Origin of the sequence: Kushneria konosiri (genome assembly GCF_002155145.1) — a bacterium.
In the GTDB taxonomy this organism is placed as follows: domain Bacteria; phylum Pseudomonadota; class Gammaproteobacteria; order Pseudomonadales; family Halomonadaceae; genus Kushneria; species Kushneria konosiri.
This window is the reverse complement of record NZ_CP021323.1, coordinates 2,926,827-2,947,734: the sequence shown is the minus strand read 5'-3', so window position 1 is coordinate 2,947,734 and position 20,908 is coordinate 2,926,827. Positions and strand designations below refer to the sequence as shown.

Annotated in this window: 20 protein-coding genes and 1 tRNA gene; 17 read left to right on the top strand and 4 right to left on the bottom strand. The window is 58.8% G+C overall.

What is annotated here, in order from left to right; genetic code table 11:
* Positions 1-6: 6 nt before the first annotated feature.
* Genes B9G99_RS13605 through B9G99_RS13595 form a run of 3 tightly spaced genes read left to right on the top strand, consistent with a single transcriptional unit; the run spans position 7 to position 3,562 of the window.
* Positions 7-1,515, top strand: coding sequence for a tripartite tricarboxylate transporter permease (locus B9G99_RS13605; RefSeq protein ID WP_086622644.1), 1,509 nt, complete (start codon positions 7-9; stop codon positions 1,513-1,515).
* On the top strand, positions 1,515-2,543 hold the full coding sequence (locus B9G99_RS13600; RefSeq protein ID WP_086622643.1) for an amidohydrolase family protein: 1,029 nt from the start codon (positions 1,515-1,517) through the stop codon (positions 2,541-2,543). The genes B9G99_RS13605 and B9G99_RS13600 overlap by 1 nt, the downstream gene beginning before the upstream one ends.
* Before the next feature lie 44 nt (positions 2,544-2,587).
* A complete protein-coding gene (locus B9G99_RS13595; protein WP_086622642.1) occupies positions 2,588-3,562 on the top strand; it encodes a Bug family tripartite tricarboxylate transporter substrate binding protein in 975 nt (324 codons plus the stop codon).
* A gap of 29 nt (positions 3,563-3,591) precedes the next feature.
* Here the strand turns inward: B9G99_RS13595 and B9G99_RS13590 are convergent, their stop codons facing one another.
* The gene (locus tag B9G99_RS13590; protein WP_086622641.1) at positions 3,592-4,473 is read right to left on the bottom strand and encodes a LysR family transcriptional regulator; all 882 of its coding nucleotides are present in this window, start codon (positions 4,471-4,473) and stop codon (positions 3,592-3,594) included.
* Positions 4,474-4,618: 145 nt separating this feature from the next.
* Here B9G99_RS13590 and B9G99_RS13585 point away from each other — a divergent pair, with 145 nt between their 5' ends.
* From B9G99_RS13585 to B9G99_RS13535, 11 genes are all read left to right on the top strand, one after another.
* Positions 4,619-5,611 (top strand): hydroxyacid dehydrogenase, encoded by a 993-nt coding sequence (locus B9G99_RS13585; RefSeq protein ID WP_227875824.1) that lies wholly within the window; start codon positions 4,619-4,621, stop codon positions 5,609-5,611.
* Between the two features lie 57 nt (positions 5,612-5,668).
* The gene (locus B9G99_RS13580) at positions 5,669-6,343 is read left to right on the top strand and encodes an RraA family protein (RefSeq protein WP_086622639.1); all 675 of its coding nucleotides are present in this window, start codon (positions 5,669-5,671) and stop codon (positions 6,341-6,343) included.
* A 340-nt stretch (positions 6,344-6,683) separates the two neighbouring features.
* Positions 6,684-7,637, top strand: a complete 954-nt coding sequence (locus tag B9G99_RS13575; protein ID WP_086622638.1) for a tripartite tricarboxylate transporter substrate binding protein — start codon at positions 6,684-6,686, stop codon at positions 7,635-7,637.
* 14 nt (positions 7,638-7,651) lie between these two features.
* The gene (locus B9G99_RS13570; RefSeq protein WP_157663157.1) at positions 7,652-8,110 is read left to right on the top strand and encodes a tripartite tricarboxylate transporter TctB family protein; all 459 of its coding nucleotides are present in this window, start codon (positions 7,652-7,654) and stop codon (positions 8,108-8,110) included.
* Between the two features lie 48 nt (positions 8,111-8,158).
* A complete protein-coding gene (locus tag B9G99_RS13565) occupies positions 8,159-9,664 on the top strand; it encodes a tripartite tricarboxylate transporter permease (protein WP_086622636.1) in 1,506 nt (501 codons plus the stop codon).
* Positions 9,661-10,473, top strand: a complete 813-nt coding sequence (locus B9G99_RS13560; protein ID WP_086622635.1) for an amidohydrolase family protein — start codon at positions 9,661-9,663, stop codon at positions 10,471-10,473. The genes B9G99_RS13565 and B9G99_RS13560 overlap by 4 nt, the downstream gene beginning before the upstream one ends.
* A gap of 448 nt (positions 10,474-10,921) precedes the next feature.
* Positions 10,922-11,866 carry a TRAP transporter substrate-binding protein DctP gene (dctP, locus tag B9G99_RS13555; protein ID WP_227875823.1) on the top strand — a complete coding sequence of 315 codons (945 nt, stop codon included), beginning with the start codon at positions 10,922-10,924 and terminating at the stop codon, positions 11,864-11,866.
* A gap of 14 nt (positions 11,867-11,880) precedes the next feature.
* Positions 11,881-12,405, top strand: a complete 525-nt coding sequence (locus B9G99_RS13550; RefSeq protein WP_086622633.1) for a TRAP transporter small permease — start codon at positions 11,881-11,883, stop codon at positions 12,403-12,405.
* Entirely contained in the window at positions 12,405-13,700 is a 1,296-nt protein-coding gene (locus tag B9G99_RS13545; RefSeq protein ID WP_086622632.1) for a TRAP transporter large permease, read from the top strand. Before B9G99_RS13550 ends, B9G99_RS13545 begins: the two co-directional genes overlap by 1 nt.
* 3 nt (positions 13,701-13,703) lie before the next feature.
* The gene (locus B9G99_RS13540; RefSeq protein ID WP_086622631.1) at positions 13,704-14,642 is read left to right on the top strand and encodes an SMP-30/gluconolactonase/LRE family protein; all 939 of its coding nucleotides are present in this window, start codon (positions 13,704-13,706) and stop codon (positions 14,640-14,642) included.
* Positions 14,643-14,688: 46 nt separating this feature from the next.
* On the top strand, positions 14,689-15,828 hold the full coding sequence (locus B9G99_RS13535; RefSeq protein ID WP_086622630.1) for an alpha-hydroxy acid oxidase: 1,140 nt from the start codon (positions 14,689-14,691) through the stop codon (positions 15,826-15,828).
* A gap of 606 nt (positions 15,829-16,434) precedes the next feature.
* Here the strand turns inward: B9G99_RS13535 and B9G99_RS13525 are convergent.
* Positions 16,435-16,519: transfer RNA gene (locus tag B9G99_RS13525), tRNA-Leu, on the bottom strand.
* 413 nt (positions 16,520-16,932) lie between these two features.
* On the opposite strand from B9G99_RS13525, the gene B9G99_RS13520 reads away from it, so the two are divergent.
* From B9G99_RS13520 to B9G99_RS13505, 3 genes are all read left to right on the top strand, one after another.
* Positions 16,933-17,145, top strand: coding sequence for a hypothetical protein (locus B9G99_RS13520; protein WP_148663959.1), 213 nt, complete (start codon positions 16,933-16,935; stop codon positions 17,143-17,145).
* A 41-nt stretch (positions 17,146-17,186) separates the two neighbouring features.
* On the top strand, positions 17,187-17,543 hold the full coding sequence (locus B9G99_RS13515) for a hypothetical protein (protein ID WP_086622627.1): 357 nt from the start codon (positions 17,187-17,189) through the stop codon (positions 17,541-17,543).
* A 252-nt stretch (positions 17,544-17,795) separates the two neighbouring features.
* Complete coding sequence (locus B9G99_RS13505) at positions 17,796-18,047, top strand: hypothetical protein (RefSeq protein WP_086622625.1); 252 nt, start codon at positions 17,796-17,798, stop codon at positions 18,045-18,047.
* Positions 18,048-18,094: 47 nt separating this feature from the next.
* Here the strand turns inward: B9G99_RS13505 and cobA are convergent, their stop codons facing one another.
* Together cobA and serS are read right to left on the bottom strand one after the other, a co-directional pair.
* Positions 18,095-19,270, bottom strand: coding sequence for a uroporphyrinogen-III C-methyltransferase (gene cobA, locus B9G99_RS13500; RefSeq protein ID WP_086622624.1), 1,176 nt, complete (start codon positions 19,268-19,270; stop codon positions 18,095-18,097).
* A 79-nt stretch (positions 19,271-19,349) separates the two neighbouring features.
* Positions 19,350-20,630, bottom strand: coding sequence for a serine--tRNA ligase (gene serS / locus B9G99_RS13495; RefSeq protein ID WP_086622623.1), 1,281 nt, complete (start codon positions 20,628-20,630; stop codon positions 19,350-19,352).
* Between the last annotated feature and the right edge of the window lie 278 nt (positions 20,631-20,908).

Here is a 20,908-nt window from a genome sequence, read left to right as displayed (position 1 = left end):
CATGTCATGTACGGCAATCTTATTGATGCACTACCGTCCGTATTGTCCCTGGGCAACCTGCTGGCGGTCGTTGTTGGTGTTGTCGCTGGTATCTGCGTTGGCGCCCTGCCCGGTCTCAGCGCCACCATGGCCATCTCGGTACTGATTCCCTTTACCTTCGGCATGGACCCGCTGGTCGCCCTTGGCATGATGGCCGGTATCTACAACGGGGCCATGTACGGCGGTTCAATTCCCGCTGTCCTGCTGCGCATTCCAGGCACGCCAGCCGCTGTCGCCACCAGTTTCGATGGTTATCCGATGGCCCAGCAGGGCCGTGGTGGCTATGCCCTTCAGGTCGCCGTGGTCTCTTCTGCGCTGGGCGGTATCGCCTCGGCGCTGGTCCTGATGCTGCTGGCACCACCACTGGCCAAGGTCACTCTGCTTTTCGGTCCGACCGAAATTTTCTGGGTGGCGGTCTTTGGCATGTCGGCCATCGTCTTCCTGCTTGGCGGTGACGTGATCAAGGGTTTGATCAGCGCAGCCTTTGGTGTCTTTGTCTCCCTCGTCGGTGCCGATACCATCTCTGGCGCCGAGCGTTACACCTTTGGGCATCTGGAGCTGCTCGACGGCATCAACATCGTTGTGCTGCTGGTCGGGCTCTATGCACTGCCGCCGGCCATCGGCCTGCTTGAGGAAATCCGCGATTTCGATACCGAAAATACCGGCCGACTCAATACCACCAGCATCTGGAAGGCCATCCCCGGCATGCTGAAGTACTGGAAGACCTGGGTACGCTCTTCAATCATCGGCGTGTTTGTCGGCATCCTGCCTGGCGCCGGCGGCTCCATGGCAGCGTTTCTCAGTTACAACGAAGCCCGCCGAGCCTCCAAAAATCCGGATGACTGGGGCAAGGGCGAACCGGAAGGCGTTGCTGCCTCGGAAACCTCCAACAATGCCGATACTGCCGCCGCACTGATCCCGGCGCTGACGCTGGGCATTCCCGGCACGGCGGTCGCTGCCGTCATGCTCGGTGGACTGTTGATCCACGGCCTGCAGCCTGGCCCCATGCTGTTCCGTGACAACCCTGAAATCGTCTTTGGCTTCATGTGGCAGTTCCTGTTTGCCGCCATCCTGCTGATCTTCCTCGGGGGGGCGCTGGCCACCAACAGCTTTGCGCAGGTACTGCGCCTGCCACGACCGCTGCTTGGCGCCATTATCATCTCCCTGGTGTTCATCGGCGTGTACTCGATCAATGGCCGCATGTTCGATGTCTATCTGATGCTCGGCTTTGGCCTGATCGGCTATTTCATGGACAAGCTGAAGTTCCCGCTGCCGCCGGTTGTACTGGGGCTGATTCTGGGAGGGTTTGCCGAACAGAACCTGCGTCTTGCACTTCGCATTGGTGGCGGTAACTGGGACATTCTGGCCTCGAGCCCGACGGCCAAGGTGCTGATCGGCATGATCCTGCTGGTGATACTGTCTCCGGTCTTCTCACGGCTGATGCGTGCGCGCAAGGCCAAACGAGTCGCCGAGTGATGACACCTCATGCCTCGATCCGGGAAGCATGGCTGGCACTGACCGATGAGTCGGTGCTGGACCCGGCCCAACCGATTCTGGACGCGCACCATCATCTGTGGGATCGCGAAGAGAGCCGCTATCGCACCGAGGACTTCATCGCCGATGTGAGCCGTGGCCATGACGTGCGCGCCAGTATCTACGTGCAGTGCCGCACCGGGTATCGCCGCTCGGGGCCCGAGTCGCTCTACCCGCTGGGTGAGGTCGAAACGATCCTTGAGTGGAGCGCTCAGACCCCGAATCATCCGGTCGGCATCGTTGCCTTGGCCGACCTCATGCAGGGCGACGCGGTACGCGACACCCTCGATGGCCTGCGGGAACTGGCCCCGAATCACGTATGTGGCATTCGCAATACCACGGCCTATCACCCCGACCCGGCGGTGCGCTCCAATCCGAGGCCGGCTCCGGATGGTCTGCTGCGATCAAAGGAATTTCACCGAGGTGCCGCTGAAGTCGCCCGGGCCGGACTGACCCTGGACGTCTGGGCCTACCAGACGCAGCTGCATGAAGTCGAAGCGCTCGCTCGCCTGCTGCCGGAGCTGACGGTGGTGATCAATCACTGTGGCGGGCCACTCGGCGTCGGGCCATTTCGTGAACGAACACCGGCTGACTTTGCCGCCTGGCGCGCGGGCCTCGAGAAACTTGCCGCCCTGCCCAATACGCACCTCAAGATCGGCGGGTTCGGGCTTGCTGTTTTCGGCAATGACTACCACCACCAACCCGCGCCCCCGGACTCCGAACGTCTGGCAAGAGACTGGGCGCCCTGGTTCGGAGTCTGTCTTGAGGCCTTTGGTCCGACGCGCTGCATGCTTGAGAGCAACTTCCCCGTGGACAAGGGAATGTTCTCCTATGTCGCGCTCTGGAATGCCTTCAAGCGATTGACGCAAGCGTTAAGCCAGAACGACCGGGATCAGCTGTTCTGGAAGACTGCTGCCAGTACTTACCGTGTGGCCTTCAACGATGCTGTCACACCTCACGCTCTGACCTAACCAGTGGCGCTACCACAATACGAATAACAATGGGGCAACAGGACATGTTCAAAACCTTTCGAAAGACACTGATCATTTCAGCAATCGCCTTGTCGACACAGGCGGTGACAGCGGTGGGCAACCCTGCATTCGCCGACTATCCGGAAAAGCCCATAGAAGTGATTGTCGGCTATTCCGCCGGAGGGGGCACCGATGTCCTCGCCCGCGTCGTCGGGAAGTATCTGGAGAAGGAGCTGGGAAATGACGCCAGTGTGGTGATCAAGAACCAGCCTGGCGCCGGCGACCAGATCGGATTTACCAGCGTCGCCAAGGCAAAGGCTAACGGCACTACTCTTGGCACCTTCAACCTGCCGGCCGCCATGGCGCTGACCTACGATCGCAAGGCGGCCTACGATGTCAACAGCTTTGATTACCTCGCCAATGTGGTGCACGACCCCAATACCCTGGTCGTCAGTCAGGACTCTCCCTATCACAGCCTGAAAGAGTTGATTCAGGCGGCGAAAGAGAAACCGGGTAGCGTTGGCATGGCCCTGGCATCACTGGGAGGCAATGACCACTTCAGTGCGCTGTTATTGGCTGCAGCCGCAGATACCGAATTCAACCTGATTCCCTTCAGCGGCGCCTCGATGGCGCGCACTGCCCTGCTGGGCGGCCATGTCGCCGCTGGCACCATGGCCCTGAGCCAGACCATCGGCTTTGAAGACGAACTGCGCGTACTGGCCGTTCTTGATGACAAGCGCTCCTCTTTCGCGCCTGACGTGCCAACGGCAAAGGAGCAGGGCTACGACGTCACGATGGGCTCCTATCGCGGCTTCGTGGCGCCTCACGGGCTCCCGGAGAAGGTCAGGACTCGACTGGTGACGGCCTTCAAGGCGCTGGCCGATAACGAGAATCTGCTCGATGAACTGGCCGCCCAGGGCAACACGCTCGACATCATCACGGGAGAGGACTACCGCCAGCTGAGCGAATCCCAGGCCGACGTCGCCAAAAAACTGTGGGAAAGCCATCCATGGAAATGAGCGTCATGAAGTGCCCGACCGGTTTCGGATCACATGAACACGCCGAACTTGCCGGAAAGCTCCGCCAGCTTGTTGTGCATCGCCACCAGAAGTTCGGACTTGGGCGAACTGGCGCGCCGTACCGTTCCAATCTGGCGATAGACCTGAGGACGGCCGAACGGCAGCTTGAGCATGTCGCGGCCATTCTCGCGCACCGCAATATCGGGCACGACTGCCGCGCCCAGGCCGGCGGCGACACACTCGACAATCGCCGGGATGGTGTCGATCTCGGCAATGTGTCTGACCTTGATCTCCTGATGGGTCAGTTCGTTGTTGATCAGTGCCGCCAGAGGAACGTCGCTGGCGAAGTGCACAAAAGGAAGGGTTTCCAGCAACTCTCGAACCGGCCTTACCGGCGTACCGGGAGGCGCGATGAAGACCAGCGGCTCACGAAGGAAGGGAGCCCAGGAGAGATTTCTCGAGACGCCAGCATGCTCGGCCACGACCGCCAGATCCAGGCGGCCGGCGTTGACATCACTGAGAAGCGCCGAGGACATCCCGACACGAAGATCCACATGCAGCTCGGGAAACGTCTCGCGCAGCGCCACGATCGCACGCGGCAACAGGGCAATGGTGCTGGTGCGAACAGAACCAATGCTGAGCGAGCTTGAGACATTGCTGCCCTTCAGCGAAATCCGGGTTTCCTCGACCAGACCCAGAACTTTCCTTGCCGTTTCCAGAAGCTGCAGACCCTGGAGATTAAGACTTGGCGGGCGCGTCTGTCGATTGAACAGCGAGGTATCCAGCTCCTGCTCCAGCGCGAGCATCTGCTGACTGACAGCAGAGGGGGTCAGGCTGACTTCGCGGGCCGCCCGGGCAAAAGTACCGTATTCGGAAATCGCGATTAGCGTGCGTAGCTGACGTGTATCCATGCCATCACCATTAAGAATTTCTTCACTTAATATAAAATATTAGTCGCTTTTATAAAGAAAAACTAGCTGTATTCTGATCGCTGGTCGTCTGCCAACGACACGGAAAACCATGCGCACTGTCGCTGATAATCAATGGAGAAAGACCTTGGAGAACCGACCCGCCATTCTTGTAACCGGCCCTTACCTGGCTGATGAGGCACGTCAATACGCAGAAGCCGCAGGCTACGACGTATACCACACGCCCGCTTATCCGACGGCAGAGGTGCTCGTTGAACACATCAACCGTCATGACCCGGTAGGCATCGTGTCACGCATGGGGCGATTCGGGGCTGAAGCGGTTGCGGCCGGCCGGTCACTCAAGGTGATTTCCAAGCATGGCGCCGGCGTGGATAACATTGATGTTGATGCGGCCACTCACCATGGTGTTCAGGTCATTCGCGCCGCCGGTGGCAATGCGGTCTCGGTGGCAGAGCATGCCGTTGCATTGATGTTTGCCACGGTCAAGCGCCTGCTGCCACTGGACGCGGGCATGCGTCAGGGCCGCTGGGAAAAGGCCGAATTTCTTGGACGAGAACTGTCAGGCATGCGCCTGGGCCTGGTCGGCGGTGGTGCCATCGCCGCTGCCGTGGTCAGAATCGTCAAGGGTATGGGTCTGGACGTTGCCGTCTACGACCCATACGCCTCACCAGAAGCCATCAGATCCCTCGGCGCCGAGCCCATCGACGATATCGACACACTGCTGTCCCGATCCGACATCGTCAGCCTGCACTGCCCCCTGACCGAAGCCAACGCACATCTACTTGATGCCAGAACGCTGGCCCTGATGCCGAAAGACAGCTACGTCATCAACACCTCCCGCGGTGGGCTGATCGACGAAAAGGCTCTGCTGGCTGCGCTCGAGAACGGCCACATTGCCGGTGCCGGGCTGGACACCTTCGAGCGTGAGCCACCCGAGGGTGTCAACCCGCTCGCTGGCTCCGAACGAGTCATCCTTACGCCGCACATTGCAGGCGTTACTGAAGAAGCCGGTACACGTGTTGGCGTTCTGGCCGTCAGTGGCATTGTCGACTTTCTCTCTGGCACAGCGCTGCCACCGGCGCGCATGGTCAACAGCATTTCAGAAACAACCTGTTCCTGAGCCCTGTTTTCATGACATATCGGCCAGAGGTACTGGCCACCTCAATGGAGTAACAACATGTCCATCGGTAATCGAGTTCTCAAGCGCCAGCGCCAGGTCAACGCATCTGTCGTCGAGGCTTTTGCAGCACTTCCTGTTGCGGTTGTCAGCGACAGCATGTCCCGTGTCTTTGCTGGTGGCAGCGACCTTCGCCCCATGCACCGTGATGGCTCAATGGCAGGCGTGGCCCTGACCGTGCGCACTCGTCCGGGCGACAATCTGATGCTGCACAAGGCCATCGACATGGCTGAACCCGGCGATGTCATTGTCTGCGACGCGGGTGGTGACACCACCAACGCACTGATGGGCGAGCTGATGCTGGCCTATGCGGTGAAAAAGGGCGTGGTCGGCTTTGTCCTCAATGGTGCTATCCGCGATCTTGATGGCTTTCGCGAGACCAATCTGCCCACCTTTGCAGCCGGGGTTACCCATCGCGGTCCCTACAAGAATGGTCCGGGCGAAATCAATACGGCGATCAGCCTTAACGGCATGGTTATCGAGCCGGGCGATCTGATCATCGGTGACAGTGACGGTATGCTTTGCGTCCCGTATGACGATGCCGATGCTGTACTCAAGGCTGCTCAAGCCAAGCAGGCGGCAGAAGAAAAGCAAATGGCCGCGATCCATGCCGGCGAAAATGATCGAAGCTGGGTAGATGCCGCACTAAAATCGACAGGCTTTGAATTCGCATAAACTCGGCGATTTCTCACTAAATAAAGTCGATAAAAGCCAAGGTTTATGGACTATCAAAGGATGCCCGATACCACAATATCCGGCATCCTTTTGGCGTTTTAAATTTAGATAACAACCACTCAAACCATTAATAATAAAACATAAAAAATGAAAACATAGACGAAGGTTTAATAATTAAACGCAATCGTTTCGGCGTACCATCAATCGCTTGCCGTGATGACTAAAAACCCATGGAATGTCGATATCATTCATTTCGACAAAACCCTTCCATTTTTACTTTTTCAACACGCCATAAACTCACCATCACCGCTTTTATATTTATATTTTTGGGAGAGTTTTAATGCCCTCGCTTCGAAACCGTTGGGTTTATTTTTTCTGCGCCCTTTTCATCATGCTGGCCTCTGCAGCCGGGGCGAATGACTATCCCGTTCGCCCCATCACACTGGTTGTACCCTACGGTGCAGGGGGAACCACCGACATTTCAGCAAGGCAGCTCGCCAGACTGGCAGAACCCCTGCTCGGCCAACCGGTCGTTATCGAAAACCGCCCTGGCGGTGGTGGTGTGAATGCCATGCGCACGGTATCCCGCGCCGCGCCGGATGGTTATACCCTGATCGCGACCACCTCCTCTCCCTCCTTTGTCGCGCCGGCACTGCGCGATACGGGCTATGACACGCTCAAGGATTTCACGCCGATCCTGAATTATTCCGGGCCCTGGCATGGTGTCCTGGTCAATGCCGACAGTCCCTACCACACCTTGGCGGAGCTGCTTGACGCTGCCCGCGATGGCGCTCGCCTCACCTATGCAACGGCTGGCGCCCTGAGCGGTGCACGCCTGGCGTTTACTCAGCTGGGACGCGACACCGATGCAAGGCTTCAGCACGTTCCGTTTGACGGCGCCGCCGGCGCAACCGCAGCCCTGCTTGGCCACCATGTCGATATCGCGCTGGTGCCTGCCTATCGCGATCTGGTTAAAAGTGACCAGCTACGGCTGCTTGCCGTGCTTGATGACCAGCCCGACCCGGATTTCCCGGAAGTCCCCACGCTTGAGCAGTCAGGACACGATATTCAATTTCCCTCCATCGTGGCCCTGATGGTGCCCCATGGCGTCAGCGCCGAGCGCGCCGAGACACTGCGCGCCGCATTCAGCCAGGCCGCCTCTTCACCGGAATTTGCCACCGTCATGAACAAACTCAACCAGCCCGTGAGGCTACTGCCCGGTGACGAGGTCGAGGCCGTGATCGAGAAAAATCTGGCCGCCTACCATCAACTGGCCGAGACCCTGAAGCGATGAGCATCGATAAGAGCATGTCCTCCCAACAGCGAGCGTCGCGGTATGGATTACAGAGCTGTACCTGTCTCGCAATCCTGCTCATTGCCGTCATTGGTCTGCTGACTCTGAATGATCAGGTGACGGTGTTTGATTTTGGCGACCCGGGCCCGGATGCACGCTTCTTCCCCAGACTGGTGCTGTGGCTACTGGCCCTGGGTGCCGTACTCAGACTGTGGCGCCATCGACGAGTGTCGGAGACGGCCATTGGCCCGGTTGCCGGCTGGATCCGCGTGCTTTTCATCATGATGCTGATGGCCGTGGCCCTGGCAACCATGCCGCTGCTGGGCTTCATCGTTACCGTGGCCACGATCGGTATCGTGCTGGCCTGGCTGCTGGGTGAGCGCCACTGGCTGTTCAACGTGGCCTTGCCGCTGATGGTCACCGTTGCCATTTTCTGGGCCGGACAGCATCTGCTCAACCTGCCCCTGCCCTGAGTCCGTCACCGCGTTTTCGCGTCCGAGACACCCCAAGAGATACTTCACATGCTTCTTGATGCCTTCCATGCCCTGCTTGATGTCTGGGTGCTGATCGCCGCCCTGGTGGGGGTGGCCGTCGGTATTGTCATCGGCGCAATTCCCGGCCTGGGCCCGACACTGGCCATTGCCCTGCTTATCCCGGTGACCTTCACCATGTCCCCCATTCCCTCTCTTATCCTGCTTCTAGGGGTGTATCAGGGGGCGATCTTTGGTGGCTCGATTTCCGCCATACTGCTCAACGTTCCCGGGACACCGTCTTCGGCAGCCACGGCGCTGGATGGCCATCCCATGGCACGGCAGGGCCGTGCCGGAGAAGCACTGCGCATCGCGCTCTATGCCAGTGTGTTCGGCAACATTTTCAGCTGTCTGGTGCTGATCGTGCTGGCCCATCCACTGGCCTCGCTGGCGCTCGATTTTGGCCCTGCACAGATGGCGGCGTTGATGACGTTTGCGTTGATCATCATCGTGCTGTTCGGCGGTGGTTCGATTCTTGATGCAGCCCTGATGGCACTGATCGGCGTCGCCGCCGGCATTGTCGGACTCGATCCCATCGAGGGGCTGCCGCGTTTCACCTTTGGCAGTTTTGCGGCCGAAGACGGCCTGGCGCTGATTCCGGTGCTGATCGGTCTTTTCGCGATGTCCGAAGTACTGCTGCAGGCCTTTGCCGGCAAGCAGAAGACGGCACCGGACACTGACATCGGCCCGATTTCGGGCAACGGCACCTCGAATCGCCCGGTCGGGTGGCTGACCCTGTGGAAGATGCGCGCCACCTTAATGGTGTCCTCCATCATCGGCACCCTGGTGGGTATCCTGCCGGGAATTGGTTCAACGGTGCCCGCCTTCGTCAGCTACAACCTGGCTCGCTCCCGTTCACGCGATCCGGCCCGCTTCGGCAAGGGAGAACCGGAGGGCGTGGCCGCCCCGGAGGCCGCCAATAATGCGGTAACTGGTGGCGCGCTGGTGCCCATGCTCTCCCTCGGCATTCCCGGCGACGCCGTTACCGCCGTTATTCTGGGAGCGTTCATGCTGCAGGGGCTGACGCCGGGGCCGTTCCTCTTCCAGCAGCACGGTATTGAGGTCTATGCGATTTTCGAGGCGCTGATACTGCTGTCCATTCCCTGTGTGGTGTTCGGGCTGGCCATGTTTCGTGGCGCCGTTCACATCATTAAAATCCGCCCCCGTCATCTGTTCCCGGTCATTGCGATTCTGGCGATATTTGGTGCCTATTCGGTCAACAACAGTCTTTTCGATGTCGCCGTGATGCTGGGTGCCGGGGGGATTGGCTTTGTGCTGCGGCGGGCCGGTTTTCCGCTGCCGCCCCTGCTGATCGGGCTGATCCTCGGTCCACCGCTTGAGCAGAGCCTGCGCCAGGCGCTGCTGACCAGTGCCGGAAGCGCTGACATCTTTTTGCAGTCACCGATCGCCATGGGGCTGTTGGCCGTCACGCTGCTGTGCGTTCTGGGTGTCACCATCAGGCGCTACCGCCATACGCGCCAGGGAGATGCGTCATGACTCACACCTCAATGGCGCCCGCCTGTGACTGCCATATCCACGTCTTCGACCGTGACCGGGAGTACATCGAGACGACCTACCAGCCCCCTCGCAAGGGCATCGGCCATTTCATGGAGGAAACCGCGGTCTCGGACATCCGGCGCGCCGTGCTGATACAGGCCTCCATCGATGGCACCGACAACCACTATCTGCTCGAGACGCTTCGTCAGGCGCAGACGCTCAACCCGCCGCTTGAGCTGCGTGGCGTGGTCATGATCGATGAGCACACCTCAGGGCTTGAGGCGATGCGCGAAGCTGGCGTGCGTGGCATCCGCGTTCAGGACCGCACACGGCTGGGCCAGCACGACCTGGCGCGCCTGCCGGAGCTTGCTGCTCGCGCCGCAGCACTGGACTGGCATGTCGAACTCAATACAGAACCCGAGCGCTACGACATTTTGGCAGCACTGTTACCGACGCTCCCGGAAGGGCAAACAATCGTCCTGGATCATTTCGGACACGTAACACCCGGCCATCCTGATGAACTGACCCGCCTTTGCCGCCTGCTCGACACCGGGCGCGTCTGGATCAAACTTGCCCCCACCCGTGTCAGCCAGCACCCGAGGCGCTATGACGACCTCATCGAGTTAACTCGCCATCTTGTCGAGCGCTACCGCGAGTGTTGCCTCTGGGGAAGCGACTGGCCCCACGTCATGACGCCGTCGCCTATCCCCAGCTCCCTCGACATGATCAGGTTTCTCGAGCGTACCCTTTCCATATCTCAGCGCCAGGCCTGCCTGCGCGATAACCCTGAACGACTTTATCGGTTCTGATCTGCGGACTTGGATCAGCCTTCGCATTGCCCGCCATGATCGACGTTCTTTGGTGACGTCGATCACTTTTGGCATCCCCTTTTCCCGAATATAAAAAGCTCGTTTTATCGAGCAATTTCCGATTTATCTCGCTGAATTAAAACGACCAAGGTCTCATCGACAAAACATTCATCTCAAGGGCTGAGCATAAAGATTCACTGCACGTTTAATGCAGAAAAACACGCTTTAGCAATCCTTCTTTTTCATGTTCACTCGACGTCTGAAAGAGCGCCAACTACCCCATAATTTCTTGAAAATGACGCCAAAATATAGACGAAAGTCGAAAAAATACGCCGGCTTATTCCAATAATGCACCCGCACACTTCAAAAATAACGAGCTTTTATCATTGAACGTGAGGAAGTCCTGATGAAAACAATCAAGAATGCTCTACTATCCGGATTGGTCATCTTGAGTACATCGATGACCAGTAACGTCATGGCCGATAACTGGACGGGATATACCTATTCCTCCGTGTCCACGACCGCTGCTGTTCAGGGCATGAAACGAATTGCCGACCGTGTCGAGAAGGAAACGGACGATGACCTGTCGATCACGCTTCACCTGGGCAAGACACTTCAAATCTCCTCAAGCGATATCACGCAGGCCACCGGCGATGGCATTGTCGATTTCGCCGCGGATCTGTTCTTTTCAGGCAACGTCCCCATCGCGCGCATTCTCAACCTGCCCCTTTTGATCAACAACGATGAAGAGTGGAACAAGGCCTACGCGGTGATGGAGCCGTATCTCAAACAAGGGTTCGCGGATCAGGGTGTGACCTATCTGGGCAGCTATCGCTACCCGCAACAGGTCATCTTTAGTACCTTCAAAATGGACTCACTGGACGACCTCAAGGATCACAAGGTGCGCGTCACCTCGCCTGAACAGGGTGAATTCGTCGAGGCCTTCGGTGGTTCACCGATCACACTTTCAGGCTCGGAAGTACCGACGGCGCTGGAACGTGGCGTCATTGATGGCGTACTGACAGCCAGTGCGGGCGGTGCCAAGAACTGGCACGAATTCCTGCCCTACAACTACCGCCTGCCGGTCAACTACGCCAACAGTGCCATCATCGCCAATGCCTCTGCGTATGAAGGCCTCAAGGACAGCACGCGCCAGACACTCGATCGTATCGTGAGTGAGGAAACAGCCCGGATCACTCAGGACTTCCTCGTCGATGAGAAGACACAGGAACAGAAGCAGGCAGACGCCGGCATGACGATTGTCGATGCCGACCCGTCCGACATCAAACGCGCCCAGGAAAAGATGGCGCCATGGTGGCGCGAGTGGGCCAAACAGGCGGGACCGGAGCATGAAAAAGCGCTTGAGGCGGTTCTGAACGCCCTTGGCAAGTAATTCCGGAGCCCTTCATGAGTGATACATCCCCCCATCAGGTCAACGAGCCGGCATCTGCCGGCTCCCTGTTCGATATGATCGCCGCCGGCGTGCGATTTATCGCGGGACTGGCGCTGGTGGTACTGGTATTGATCGTCAGCGCCGAAATCGTCTCGCGCTTTTTCTTCAACCATTCACTGCGCGTCGTCGAAGAGCTGGCAGGGTACCTCGTCGTAGGCTTGACCCTGTTCGGCGCCAGTCTGGCTGTTCGGAAAAACAGTCTGTTTCAGGTCGGTTTCATCTTTGACGCCCTGCCCCACGCTCTCAAAAAGGGCTTGAGCCTGATCTATATGGCCCTGTCGCTTGCCGTCTGCGGCGTGCTGATCTGGTACACCCTGCAACTGGTCCTGAGCTCCTGGTCACGCGGCAATGTCGCGCCGACATTTTTGATGACGCCGTTATGGATGCCTCAGCTGCTGATTCCGCTGGGACTGACCTTTACCGCGATCTTCATCATCGAGCGCGCGATCATCACCCTGCGTCATGGAGGAACTGATTGATGGATGCCCTGATCGCCTTTGGCGTATTACTGGTGTTGATTGTTGGCGGGCTGTGGGTTCAATTCGCCGTTGGCGCGGCAGCGCTGGCCTACCTGTGGCTGATCAAGGGCGTCGCTGGCTGGAAGGCTCTCGGGCTGGTCAGCTGGGGAGCCGCCAACAGCTTCACGCTGGCTGCGATTCCGCTGTTCATTCTGATGGCGGAGATCCTGCTGGCCAGCGGGCTCAGTGCGCGACTCTATAACGGTATCGCCCCCTTCATGCGCCGCCTGCCAGGCGGGTTACTGCATACCAACATCGTGGGTAGCGGCGTATTTGCCGCCGTCGCCGGCGGCAGTGCGCCAACCGCGGCGGCGATGTCGACCGTGGCATTGCCGGCCCTGTCGGCACGCGGCTATAACCGCCGATTCGTGGCAGGCTCACTGGCGGCCGGCGGCACACTGGGCATTTTGATCCCGCCGTCGATCACCATGATCATCTACGCCACCTTTACCGAAACCTCCATCGCCCAGCTGTTCGCCGCCGGTCTGGTGCCCGGTATTCTGCTCGGTGCCTGCTACAGCCTCTTCATCATCGCGCGTGCGCTGGCGAAACCTTCGCTGGTTCCCAAAGATACCCAGCAACGCACGTTTACCGATTACCTGCGCGCCGCCGCGGACGTGCTGCCCTTTACGATCCTGATCGTGTTCATTCTTGGCAGCATCTACGCCGGCATCGCCACCCCGACCGAGGCGGGTGCGCTGGGCGTGGTCGGCGCCGTGGCCATCTCGGCACTGTATCGCAGACTCAATATCGCGATGCTCAAGTCGGCGCTGTCGCGCACGCTGACCATGAGCGGCAACGTGCTGTTCATCGTGTTCATTTCGATGCTGTTTGCCTACGCCACGGCGCTGTCCGGCGTCGGCGAAGCACTGGTCGACCGCGTTGCCGAGGCAGGTCTGTCGCAGTTTTCGCTGCTTCTGATTCTCGTGGTGGTGTTTGCCATTCTTGGCTGCTTCATGGAAGGCCTTGGCATGATCGCGATCATCGTCCCGGTCATCTTCCCGACCCTGATGGCAATGGGCGTCGATCCGGTCTGGTTTGGCGTGTTCGTGGTCATCCTGGTCGAGCTTGGCCAGCTGACCCCGCCGCTAGGCGTCATCCTGTTCGTGGTGGCCAGCTCCGATGCGGAAACCAGAGTCGAAGACGTGGTCATGGGCGTGCTGCCCTTCTTCGCCATCATTCTGGCGTTTCTCGTGCTGCTCATTGCGATGCCCGACATCGTGCTGTGGCTTCCCCAACTGACTTCCGGAGGTTGACCCGTGGCCTTTCCCCATCCAGACCCGACCCTGATCGAGGCCGAGGTCTTCACGACCCTGCCTGAGGCGCTGCGGCGCCCCGGTACGCCTTCTGACTGGGCAACCAAGAATCGCCGCGGCGCGGCTGTCGACAGCTTCATCGAGGGCCCCTCCTTTGATCTGGACGGGCATCTATGGTTCGTTGATATTCCCTTCGGCCGGATACTTCGCGCCTCACCACAAGGCGACGTTGAACAGATCGCCGAATACGACGGTCAGCCCAACGGCCTCAAGATCGATACGAAGGGCCGCATCTTCATCGCCGATTTCAAGAACGGCATCCTGCAACTCGATCCGGCAACCGGCAGCATCAGTACGGTGCTGGGCGATGCCGACTCGGAAGGCTTCAAGGGCTGTAATGACCTGCATATAGGCCCGGACGGCGCGATCTATTTCACCGACCAGGGACAGACCGGGCTTCATGACCCCAGTGGGCGTGTCTACCGCTGGACACCCGATGATGGCCGGCTCGAGTGTTTGATCGATCGTGTGCCGAGCCCCAACGGGCTGGTGCTCGATACCAGTGGCCATACGCTCTACGTCGCGGTAACGCGTGCCAATGCAGTATGGCGGCTGCCGCTGTCGCCCAGCCAGCGGGTGGTGAAAGCGGGGCTTTTCCTGCAGTTTTCCGGTGGCCGCGCCGGACCGGATGGCCTGGCACTGACACAGGATAACGGCGTTGTGGTCTGCCAGACCGGCATGGGGCTGGTGTGGGTACATGACGCGCTTGGCGTACCCATCGCGGTGGTCAAGTCACCCAGGGGGCTGGGAACCACCAACTGCGCCTTCGGCGGACTGGAAAACCGCACGCTATACATCACCGAATCGGATTCGGGCACCATCCTGCGCGCCGAGCTGCCCGTCGCCGGTCATCCCATGGCCTCCGGCTGGGGCCAACACTGAATGCTCAAATACTCATAGTCTACCTAAACAGGTTAATTCTACAGCGATGATTCTCAATCTCGACGACTATGAAATCGCGGCTCGACGTCACCTTCCGCGCCCGCTCTTCCAGTACATTGCGGGTGCTGCAGAAACGTCGGCAGCCTTCGACGATAACCGCGCCGCGCTCAACGAGTTGAAGCTTGTTCCCAGGGTACTCTGTGGTGTGGAGGGCCGGGCCATACGGCAACGACTTCTGGGAGAAGAGTGGGCAGCCCCTTTCGGCATCGCGCCTATGGGCATCAGTGCATTGATGGCGTTTGACGGCGATAATGTCGCCGCACGAGTTGCCAACCGCGAAGGCATTCCCTACGTTCTGAGCGGTTCGTCTCTGACCTGCATGGAGGAGATCATCGAAGCCAATCCTCGAGCGTGGTTTCAGGCTTACGTGCCCGGCGAAGAGGACCGCATTGCAGCATTGATCGAGCGAGTCACCAGGGCGGGCTACCAGACATTGGTCCTCACTGCCGATACGGCCGTACTGGCCAATCGAGAAAATAACCTCCGTGCTGGCTTCTCCACACCGTTACGTTTCACGCCTCGTATGTTATGGGATTTCGGCATCAAGCCCCGCTGGTTGTTTACCACCTTCCTGCAGACGCTCCTGCGCCGGGGCATGCCACATTTCGAGAACTCCTACGCCCACCGCGGCGCGCCTATCATCTCTCGCCAGGCTGCGCGTGATTTTGGTCGCAAGGATCACCTGAACTGGGACCATGTCCGTCGAATTCGAAACCAGTGGAAAGGCAATCTGATCGTGAAGGGAGTGCTCTCCCATCTTGACGTCGCGCTAGCCCGGGACATCGGTTGCGACGGCGTTGTATTGTCCAATCATGGAGGACGGCAGCTCGATCACGCTATTTCCGCTATCCGAGCGCTACCGCAGGCAAGAGTCGAGGCCGGTCATATGGTCATCATGGTCGACGGCGGCATCAGACGTGGTACAGATGTCGTCAAGGCCTTGGCGCTGGGTGCCGATTTCGTCTTCATAGGGCGCCCCTTTCTCTACGCATCCACCATCGGGGGTGAAAGAAGTTTAAGCAAAGCCGTTCGGATAATGAAAAATGAGGTCCATCGCGATCTTGGTCTGCTTGGTTTGCGCTCAACGGGTGACATAAGCTCTTCTTCAATACTGCACTCGAATTGACCTGGCACTGAACAGGAGACCGGCATGTCAGGCTGTTAAGAGCTTTTCGACCAGCGCTGACAGTTGATCGAGGATATCCATCGTTTCTTCATCCTAGACCTGAGCCACACTCATCGAGATGACCGGCCTGCTGGAGAACGTCAGGTTACCGGGACTGTAGGCCAACTTCGCAAACGCAGTCGCTATATTGTGGTAGACAAGGACCATGACAGCGATACGTAGCGCTATTACTGCACGTGTTGTGGCATGCGCCCGATCGCCCCACAGAGTCGTAGGCATCGACGTCCGCGTCCTGGTCCGTCGAACCAGTTCAATTGGCTGAAACATTGTCAGCGCAACGGAGTGGAGTGTATGGCTGGCGGAAGGAAAAGCGTTGATTGAAAAACGGTTATGACAAACTGGCCAGCAACTTCAGGACCATAGTGGCGTTAGCCTGTATCGAGCGCTCGATACCGCGATTTTGTGCCTTTATATGCCTGACTGGAAGCATATACGAGAAGCTGTTCCGAACGCATTTTTGAAGGTGACGCTAGAGGAAAGAAGTTTTCTGCAGTCTGTTCCTTGTGGGACTGAGGGGTGTGTCAGAGGACATAGAGATAAAGCAGATGGTGCGGAAGGAGAGACTCGAACTCTCACGCCTTGCGGCACTGGAACCTAAATCCAGCGTGTCTACCAATTCCACCACTCCCGCGAGTGCGACGTATTGTACGCATTACGTCACTTCAGTCAATCGACAGAGGGCGACCCGGAATCGTTTGATGATATTTGGGCAAAGAAAAGCCCCTCTGAAAAGAGGGGCAAAGAAACCCAGAAGGATGTCTTGCACTATCTCTGACTACCATGGTCAGGATTGGTTCCGTGGTTTTTAAATTAATTCTGACTTTCTTCCATGGACTGTCATGACATCGCGCATCTGCCCTTTTTTCCTCGGCGCTCTCCGATGTTTAGCTCATTCTTAAATCAAGTCGACAGTAGCCTATTGGACAATACCAGCAGTTCTTTACAGACAGTGACATTGTGCTAGAGTCTGCGCCGCATGGAAGGCAAGGAGTGCCTTCCATCACAGATGTATTTCTCACCTTCTATATCGACAAGGGAAATGTCATGAATTCAATCGGCTCGCGTAATGGCCCTCGCTGCCCGGAGTGCAGCATCACGCTTTCCTGGCCTGAGCGTATTCCCGATCACCATGAACTACGCTGTGCCAACGGACACTATATCTGCACCATGCAGGAGTTTCGTCAGGCAGCCCATGAGCTTGCTCTGGCCGAGGAGTTTCAGCTTCATCGGAACGGCATGGCGCGCAAGGCTGGTTAGCACCACCAGAACAGGTCGTGTTCGACAACAGGAGCATTGCCATGCGTAATTATCGCGCGGGTCTTCTTTCATTGTCTGCCGGCCTGCTGCTTGCCACGGCCCCATTACAGGCCGTGGCAGCCACACAGGAGCGCGCCGGCAGTGAGGCACAGCAACGCTTTGAGCGTGCTCAGCAACATTCTCGCATCCAGTCCAGTGAAGCCGACATTCATCGCCAGAGTTCGAGCCTTCGCAATCAGCAGACGACCTCCAGAACCGAGCGCGCCCTGCAGCAACAGCAGCTTCGGCAATCAAGGCGCGATCTTCAGACGGAAAAGCGGCGCTATCAGCAGCGCAATGGCGCTATGCCGAACCCGCCTCGCACGACAGGTAATGATCGCGACAGCAGCGTTCGCTGATACACTGTCCTGAACGGTTCAGCTTTCGATGGAGGTTCACGCGATGACCAGTCCCTGCTATCCGGAACACCATACGCCCTGCCAGGCGTGGGCATCCCGCTGGGTGGAGTCCTTTCTGGCAAGTCCTGACGAGGCGTGGAATACATTTGAGTCTGCCCACAGGACAGCCTTTATCATCCTGCAGGTCACGCGCCCAGGGCTGGGTGAGGATGTATTGATTGACTCACTGATTCAGGCACAGATGATATCGTAATGACTCAGCAGGATAGTGGTTTAAAAAGGGATGACAACGCGGAAGAGACGATGCCCATGGGCTATCGCTCCCTTCGCAATCCACTGCCAACCAATCGCCGTTATCGCAACGTGCTCTGGTATGAACGGCTCAACTGGCTGATGCTAACCCTGTTCGCGCTGTTCAGTCCCATCGTACTGGCGCTGGTGATCGGGCATGTGCAAAACATCCCTTCGCCCTTCTCGAGTCTTGATCTACTGTTTTTGCATTAGGCTCGACCGGCAGCCCCTCCTCGAAAAACAGGGCATTTACCTGATCATCAACGACTGTCTGCCAGAGGAAGGGGGGAAGGATGCTTGCCACTTTCCCAGCCCAGACTTTTGGCCGTTTGTGTAGCAAACCAGCCCAGCGTGTCATGTAGATTCACCACATCACCGACGATGATCAGCGTCGGCGGCGCTGCTTCCAGCTCTGCCAGCCGGGCCGGCAAATCATCAAGCGTGCCGATATGCAGACGCTGTCGGGCGGTCGTGCCCTGCTCTACCAGCGCGATGGGCGTTGAGGCTGACAGGCCATGCTGAATCAGCTGATCGCACAGGGTATCCAGCGTTCCCAGCCCCATGTAGAACACCAGCGTCTGTCCGGGCGCTGCCAGGGTCTGCCAGTCAAGATCACAGGTACCATTACGTAGATGACCAGTGACAAACCGCACTGACTGGGCATGATCCCGGTGAGTCAACGGGATGCCGGTATAGGCCGAAATGCCCGTCGCGGCCGTAATCCCGGGCACGACTTCAAAGGATAGCTTCGCCGCTGCCAGCGCCTGCAACTCTTCACCCCCACGCCCGAAGATGAAGGGATCCCCCCCCTTTAGCCGCACGACCTGATACCCGCCCTGCGCCCAGTCCACCAGCGACTGGTTGATGCCCTCCTGGGGCACGCTGTGCGCCGAGCGCGCCTTGCCAACGTACAGACGACGGGCCTCCGGGTTGGCCAGCGCCAGAATCTCCGGACTGACCAGGCGATCATGAATGACCACGTCCGCCTCGCGCAGGCGCTCCAGCGCCCGCAGGGTCAAAAGCCCGGGGTCGCCCGGCCCTGCGCCGACCAGGGACACATGCCCGCGCCGCAAGGCATTGGGCGCCTCGGGCGTCAGCGCCTGAGTGCGAACCGGCAGACGCACGGTAGACAGCGACGGGCAGGAAGGTACATACACACCGATTTGACGTTCGCGCGCGCGCGCCGCCCAGCGGGCATCCTCGGCGGCACAGCCGGTGGCCACGGCCCAGAGCTGGCCGGTCCGGGGCATTTCCCCGACACAACGCCAGCCCTCTTCACGTGCCAGCGCCGTCAGTGCCGGCATCATTTCCCCGTGCAGGATCAGATTCAGCTCGAGCCCCTGGAACTGACGCGCCATCATCAGGGCGTCCTGACCGGCACCGATCAGGTGGGCATCAAGATGGCGAGGATCAAACTGAAGAGAAAGCAGTTCCATAAGTGCTCTGAGAGTTGTCGTTATTACTTCGCGAAGCCGCGCGTCGGTATCGATTCATCAGACACCAACGCGCGCATCATCACTTCTGGTTGACAAGTTCCACGCCCCCCATCCAGGGACGAAGCGCTTCGGGCACGGCGATTGAACCATCGGCCTGCTGGTGGTTTTCCATCAGGGCCAGCAGGCAGCGTCCAACCGCAAGCCCCGAACCATTGAGTGTGTGCACCAGTGACGGTTTTTTCTGGCCCTGCGCGCGAAAACGGGCATGCATGCGTCGCGCCTGAAAATCCTCCATGTTGGACACCGAGGAAATCTCGCGGAAGGTATTCTGACTGGGCAGCCATACTTCAATGTCGTAAGTCTTGGCCGCGCCAAAGCCCATGTCCCCGGTGCACAGGGTCACGACGCGATATGGCAGTTCCAGCGCCTGCAGGATCGCCTCGGCATGTCCTCGCATCTCCTCTAGCGCCTCATAGGAGTGCTCGGGGTCGACGATCTGTACCATTTCGACCTTGTCGAACTGGTGCTGACGAATCATGCCGCGCGTATCTCGACCATAGGCGCCCGCTTCACTGCGATAGCATGGCGTGTGCGCCGTCATCCGAAGCGGCAGGCTGGCGCCATCCAGAATTTCGTCGCGCACCATGTTGGTCAAGGGAACCTCGGCCGTCGGGATCAGATAGTACTCCTGATCGCCCTCCAGCCGGAAAAGATCATCGCCGAACTTGGGCAGCTGTCCGGTGCCAAACAACGAATCCCGATTGACGATATAGGGCACGGCCACCTCTTCATAGCCGTGCTCGAGCGTCTGTTTATCGAGCATGAACTGCGCCAGAGCCCGATGCAGACGAGCAATCGGCCCGCGCATGACAGCAAATCGTGAACCGGTAATTTTGGTGGCCAGCTCGAAGTCGAGATAGCCGTACATGCCGCCCAGATCCGTATGATCACGTACGGTAAAGTCGAACTCCCGCGGCGTGCCCCATCGGTGGAGCTCGACGTTGTCTTCCTCGTCCTGTCCGCCGGGAACGCTGTCATGCGGCAGGTTGGGGATGGCGGTCGCGATGGCCTCGAATTCCGCCTGAACCTGAGCCAGCTCGCGGCTGGCATTGTCGAGCTCATCCCCCAGATTGCCGACCTGTGCCAGCAGTGGCTCGATATCCTCGCCGCGCGACTTGGCCTGCCCGATCTCTTTTGAGCGGGTATTACGCTCGTTCTGGAGTTCTTCGGTCCGGGTCTGAAGCTCCCGGCGACGCGCCTCAAGCGTGCGGACCTGATCAACATCAAGGGCATAGCCGCGGCGGGCAAGCCTGGCGGCAACACTGTCAGGGTCGCTGCGCAGCAGTTTGGGATCGAGCATGACTATCCTGTCGGTTCGTGACAATAATGTCCGCCAATCGCAAGCGCGATGCGGAATCAAGATAAGGAACACATTGTAAAAAATAACGCTGCCCGACACTATTGGCCGACAGCCCGCCACGACACTTTATCTGCCGCAGCGGCATCACTGCCAGTGCATTATGCGCATACCGTAACATAATGGCGACCGCCGCCTGTCTGTCACGATCAGACAGTCCATGTACACTGTCTGCTGATGAATCTGATTGCGCAGGACATCTCGCACGCCCCGACAGACCA